The 5,418-nt window shown below is 43.6% G+C and carries 6 protein-coding genes; all 6 read left to right on the top strand.

Translation table 11 applies throughout. The annotated features are described in order from the left end of the window. The first annotated feature begins 690 nt into the window (after nt 1–690). The 6 genes from HMPREF1863_RS01925 to HMPREF1863_RS01905 all read left to right on the top strand — a co-directional run bounded on the left by HMPREF1863_RS01925 (nt 691) and on the right by HMPREF1863_RS01905 (nt 4,920). Entirely contained in the window at nt 691–2,889 is a 2,199-nt protein-coding gene (locus tag HMPREF1863_RS01925; RefSeq protein WP_198142697.1) for an S-layer homology domain-containing protein, read from the top strand. A 353-nt stretch (nt 2,890–3,242) separates the two neighbouring features. Next, on the top strand, nt 3,243–3,446 hold the full coding sequence (locus tag HMPREF1863_RS01920; RefSeq protein WP_068366903.1) for a DUF1659 domain-containing protein: 204 nt from the start codon (nt 3,243–3,245) through the stop codon (nt 3,444–3,446). Between the two features lie 11 nt (nt 3,447–3,457). Continuing rightward, a complete protein-coding gene (locus HMPREF1863_RS01915) occupies nt 3,458–3,676 on the top strand; it encodes a DUF2922 domain-containing protein (protein WP_068366902.1) in 219 nt (72 codons plus the stop codon). After that, the gene (locus HMPREF1863_RS08805) at nt 3,676–3,828 is read left to right on the top strand and encodes a YvrJ family protein (protein WP_232300088.1); all 153 of its coding nucleotides are present in this window, start codon (nt 3,676–3,678) and stop codon (nt 3,826–3,828) included. Before HMPREF1863_RS01915 ends, HMPREF1863_RS08805 begins: the two co-directional genes overlap by 1 nt. Before the next feature lie 98 nt (nt 3,829–3,926). Beyond that, nucleotides 3,927–4,478 carry a sigma-70 family RNA polymerase sigma factor gene (locus HMPREF1863_RS01910; protein WP_068366900.1) on the top strand — a complete coding sequence of 184 codons (552 nt, stop codon included), beginning with the start codon at nt 3,927–3,929 and terminating at the stop codon, nt 4,476–4,478. A gap of 19 nt (nt 4,479–4,497) precedes the next feature. Then, nucleotides 4,498–4,920, top strand: a complete 423-nt coding sequence (locus tag HMPREF1863_RS01905) for a peptidoglycan recognition protein family protein (protein ID WP_332309966.1) — start codon at nt 4,498–4,500, stop codon at nt 4,918–4,920. The last annotated feature ends 498 nt before the right edge of the window (nt 4,921–5,418 follow it).

Below are 5,418 nucleotides of genomic sequence, written 5' to 3'. Positions count from 1 at the left end.
AGACGTTCTGTTTCAGGTAAAAACTTTACCGATGCAAGGTGAGCGGGAGTTTATATTCCTCGGTGGAGCGTAACTTCCTCTAGCGCCAGACAATAATCAGGAAAATGCCGAAGGCATTTTTCGTTATAGTGCCGGTCGGAAAGGGAGATGGGGCGAAAAGATTACACGGGTTGTATAAAACTGAATTAAAAAGCAGCTTTCTGCGTGGATCGTTTTTTTAAATTTAACCAGTAGATTTTTTCAAGAAACAATCTACCGCTAAAAATAATTAGAAAAAGACTTTTTGAAAGAATGCTTTTCTTTTGAAAGAGAAATTTTTTTCTTACTTCTTTTATAAATCTTTTTTGCACAAAAAACAAAAAAAGAATCAACATCGGTTCCTTTGCCTAAGAGCAGTGGGGGAAGGGAGCCTCGCAGGGCTCCCATTTCCCCGTGTCACTAAACTGTAATTTTACGAAAACGGGGATTCGTGTATAATAGGCTTATCATAGAAGATCCCGACGTAGAAGGTCGGCGTAAATTCTTCTCATGACATGGCAACGAAATCCTTACTTTACTTGAAGGTGATACGTTGCAATGGTATAATGTAGTAAGATTCACAGGAATATGCCTGGAAGAATCTGAAAAATCATAAGGAGGTCGTAAGACAAGATGAACAAGAAATTTCTTAGCCTTGTACTAGCACTAGTCATGGTACTTGGCACATTCGGAAATGTCTTTGCGGCTGCAGCTCCGGCAAAGAAAGATGAAGCTAAAAAAGAAGCTAAAACAGAAGCTCCTAAGCTTACTTCTACCGAAGCAAAAACACAATGGTTGATCGACAACAAGATCGTCATTGGTAACGCAGACGCAGACGGCAAAGCAAACGGAAACATGGCCTTAACTGACCCGATCCGTAGAGACCACGTAGCAAAAATGCTCGTATTCGCAATGGGCGAACAAGATTTTGCTGCAAAACTTCAAGGCGTATACCGCCCCTTCCCCGATGTGGAACTTACAAGTATTGTAAACGGCTTTATTTCTGTAGCCGCTTCCAAAACTTCCGTTAACGGTGTTCCGATCATCGCAGGTTACGAAGACGGTACTTTCCGCCCCACCAGAGAAGTAACTTATGCAGAACTTGCTAAGATGCTCGTAGTTTCCATCGACAAAGACCTTACCCCCGAAAAGGTTAAAGGCATGAAATGGTACAGCGACTGGATGAAACGTGCAGTTGAACTTGGTATCCTCGATGGACTCAGTGTTGACAACCCCAATGCTAAAGCAGTTCGTAAAGATGCTTTCGCAATGATCTACAACGCATTCTTCCAACTTAAAGAAGTAAAAGCTGTTCCCGCTAACGAAATGCGCGGCGTTATCAGCGAACGCTCCAACGGCGACAAGATTGTCTTGAACCAAGACAAAGCTAAAGTTGAATACAAAGTTAACGATCAAACCATCTTCGTTAACCAAGCAGGCGTTGCTCAAAAATGGTTAGCAAACCGCAACGAACAAAACAACTACTATGTAGGTTCTGTCGTTCGCGTACTTGCTGATAAAAACGGCGTAGCTACTCACATCATCGAAATGGGTAACCCCGTTGAAGGCGTTAAAAACAGAAACACCGCTTGGGTAGACCTCGGTAACAACACTTTGAGAACTGAACAAAGTGATTGGGGAACAAAAGTTAAAGACGTTAAGCTTAACAAAGACAGCCTTGACGTTAAAAAAGTAAACTACGAAGTAAACGGCAAGACCGAATTCTACGTAGCTGATTACGACAACGGTATCCTAACCAAAGTTGCAGATTACGCAGCTGCTAAGAAATTAGTTGCTGATGAAAAAGGCATGACCTATCACGTATACCTTGCATACGAAAAACTCCCGACTTCCGGCGTTCGTGAAGCCAGAGTAGTCGTATTTAACAAGGCTAACGTTGAAAGTAGCGCTCGTCTCGTACGTGTAGCTAAAGCTGTTTCCAGCCCCGATTACTTGTTACAAGTAAACGCTCCTGGCGAAAGAGAAACTGCTCTTGAAAGCTTCAGCACACGTAACAACGATAAAGTATGGCCCTACAACTACAAATTAGCCGCATACGACGTTATTAAGCTCGTTTCTAACGGCAACAACGTTAAGGGCGATCCTGTAAAAGTTATCAACTATGAAAAAGATAACATTTACGAAGTAGTAGACTTCAAATTAGTTGAAGGTGTTAATGTAACCGATAATGTTGCACGTGAAAAAGCTAACCAAGTCGTATTGGCTGACAGAGAAGGCTTCATCAAGAAATATGACCTTCCCAAAGAATACAACGTATTCTTCGGTAACCAATTCGTTAAGGGTGCTCACGTTCAAATCGCTACTCGCGATAAGACCGACATCATTGATGTTGTTTCTGTAGTTCAACATGATCTTCGTGGCCACAACAATGGTCAAGATACGAGACTTGTCAAGGGTGTTGTAGCTAACTTCTTACCTGCTAACAACAAGAACGAACTTAACCGTGTCGAAATTATCGAAGAAGGTAACATGAGACCGACAACGTTCGTAACAACCTTAGGTGACGATAACTTCAAAAACGGAAACTATGTTGAAGTAAGAGTTGGCGAAGTTAACAAAACTTACAACTATCGTGAAATCCTTGAAGTTAAAAAACTTCTTGCAAACGATGCTGATAAAAAGTTAGCAGTAGAACTTCAAAAAGTTACCTTTGACGCAAAAGGTGCTGTAGCAGGTACTGACGCTAACAAAACTGCTCTCGAAGGTGTAATTGCTAAATACAACGAAGTTTATGGCGAATTCCCGAAATCCGCTGACATGAACAAGATCAAAGGTTTAGTAAATTACTATATCGAAAGCTACAACAAGGCTCAAACTGACAATTCTAAACACTTAGAATTAATCAAATAAGCCAATCTAGCTACAAAAAAACACGCGTGGAAACACGCGTGTTTTTGTGTGCGCTTTTTTCTGATTCCTTACTCTTCTATTCTGTCCTCCTAATCTCTTTTCGATAGGTCGTTTCTCTTGTCTTTTACGTATCCTTGGACGGCGTTTGGATGGTCTGTCGGTTTCCCGCTTTTTTGTTTTTTCCATTTTTACCAATGGCTTGTTTCCTTGTTTTTCTCTCTCTTCTGAATTCTTTTTTTATTTTTTTCGTTTTTCATAGGTAAAATTTCGCCGCTCATTCTATTACTTAAGTGAGAGGCGATGGTAGCGTACCGGTGGCGCCATGGTTTCTTAATATTTTTTAGGAGGATATGATGAGTAAACGTAAAGCTTTAAGAATGAAGTATGAAGGGGATGCGCTCCCCAATGGTAAGAAGAGTGTGCGTACTAAAACGTTTCAGGGGATTGTGCCGGAGACGGATGTGGACGCGCTGAAAAAGGTCGTAGAGGCTTTTGATTCGTTAACGAAGAAGAAGGCGACTGCGGCGGAAGTTGTGGAAGTTATGGATTTAATCTAAGGAGGTAAAGGATGAAGGAATTGGTGCATTTAGCATTTGAAGATGAAGTAGGCAAGGAGTTTTCGATTCGTCTCGAGGATCCCGTAGCGGATATCGACAAGAATAAGGTTGAGACTGCCGCCAAGGCGATTGTGGAATCCGGCGCGTTTCGCGTCAAGGGGCGTTTAAAGAAGCTTCTCGAAGCCGAGAAGATCGTCATTGATACTCAAACAATTGTGAGCTATCGCTAATGACGTTGGATGAGCTTTTGGCGATGATCGCCAACACGGGCTTTCCCATTGTGGTGGCCAGTTATTTGATTCTCCGCATGGAGGAGAAGTTGGACAAGCTGAACGATACGATTCGGGAGCTCGCGTCGATTATGGAACGCCAGTGTCATTAGAAGGGGGCACCTTTTGCGGTGCCTTTTCTTCTATTTTCTATTGAACATATGTTCGTTTTTTGCTATAATAAACCCACATGACGAAAGGGGGAGTATGTATGGAACGTGATCTTATTCGGCGGGCGAAGGCTCGCGAGGGGGAAGCTGTGGCGGCTGTTGCCGTAGGCATGGAGCGGTTGATTCGCGCTACTGTGCGTAAGGTGCAGCCTTTTGCCAAGGATGAGGAGAATTTAATCGGCGAGGGTTTTCTGATTTTAATGGAATGTATTGATGATTACGACGAGTCGAAGGGTGTGCCGTTTCCTTTTTATTTTCGCAAGCGGTTCCGTTATTTTTTAATGGATGATTTAAAGCGTTCGTTGCGTTTTAAGATGTGTCCTGTAGAGGATGCGGCGTCTTTTTTGGCGGATGACGATGTGGAGGAGGAGGCGCTGGGCGAGTCGCGGGCTCGGGAGCTTGCGGCGATGCTGGGGCTGTTAAGTCCCCAGGAGGAGCAGGTGATTCGTTTGTTTTATTACGGGTCGCTTTCTCTTTCCGAGGTGGCCGGCGTGTTGGGTTTGTCTTATCAGACGGTGGCGAATACGAAGTCGAGGGCGTTAAGGAAGTTAAGGGGTGTTTATGAAGCTGGACAAACGGTTGATTCATTTTAATAAGTCGTCGCGCAAGGGTGTGCGGATTGGCTATATTGTGGTGCACGATACGGGTAATCCGAGCAAGGGCGCCGATGCGTTGGCGCATTTCCGTTATTTCGGTGGCGGAAATCGCAAGGCGAGTGCCCATTATTTTGTGGATGACAAGGGTGTGGTGCAGATTATTGAGGACGCCGATGCGGCGTGGCATTGTGGCGACGGCAGGGGGCGTTACGGTATTACGAATGGGAATTCCATCGGCGTGGAGTTATGTATTAACGAGGGGAATGATCGCCGGGCGACTCTCGCGTTTGCGCGGGAGTTGATTCGGGAGTTAATGGCGTTTTACGGGATTCCCAAAGCCCATGTGGTGCGCCATTATGATGCGTCCCGTAAGCGCTGCCCCGGCTCCATGGCGGCGAATAACTGGGGCGAATGGTGGGGTTTTTGGGAGAGTTTATAGAACGATACCGAGGGAACTTTCCCTAGCCTCTTTTGAACGAGATTACGTTTAACCCTCTTTAGAATAAGATCTTATCCATACAAACTTTGAAAAGACAGGTAAGAGAGCCTGTCTTTTTTTGTGCAAAAAGACAGAGAATGAGAAAAATCCTTTTGGTCTTTGTCGCAAGCACAATGCTCTGTATCAGGCGATGTGTTTTTTTAGGTTAAGAAAAACCGATTCAGGAAGGAGTTTCGTGAGTGAATATGTTTTTCTTAAATTCATTCAGAAGTTTTCATCTAGAAAAAGCAAAGCATTCTTTCAAAAAGTCTTTTTCTCAAAACTTAGGAGGAGGGAATAGGGTGTCCGGATTCGTATCTTTCTCCGCTAAAGGAAAGTTTATTATTTTCTAACGGAAGCTTTTTTCTTTCAAAAGCAAATCATCCATTCAAAAACTTTTTTAGGAGGAGGGAGTAGGGCGTTGCGATTGGATAGGTTACACTAATTAAGACAAGTTTC

The organism is Aedoeadaptatus coxii (assembly GCF_001553115.1).
Taxonomy (GTDB): domain Bacteria; phylum Bacillota; class Clostridia; order Tissierellales; family Peptoniphilaceae; genus Aedoeadaptatus; species Aedoeadaptatus coxii.
Note: the sequence above shows the minus strand (reverse complement) of the source record. Positions and strands in the feature narration are given on the sequence as shown.

Excerpts from the sequence above, each read along its gene's own strand:
- HMPREF1863_RS01925 (WP_198142697.1), top strand. The coding sequence starts at position 691 with ATGGTACTTGGCACATTCGGAAATGTCTTTGCGGCTGCAGCTCCGGCA.
- HMPREF1863_RS08805 (WP_232300088.1), top strand. The coding sequence starts at position 3,676 with ATGACGTTGGATGAGCTTTTGGCGATGATCGCCAACACGGGCTTTCCC.
- HMPREF1863_RS01910 (WP_068366900.1), top strand. The coding sequence starts at position 3,927 with ATGGAACGTGATCTTATTCGGCGGGCGAAGGCTCGCGAGGGGGAAGCT.
- HMPREF1863_RS01920 (WP_068366903.1), top strand. The coding sequence starts at position 3,243 with ATGAGTAAACGTAAAGCTTTAAGAATGAAGTATGAAGGGGATGCGCTC.
- HMPREF1863_RS01915 (WP_068366902.1), top strand. The coding sequence starts at position 3,458 with ATGAAGGAATTGGTGCATTTAGCATTTGAAGATGAAGTAGGCAAGGAG.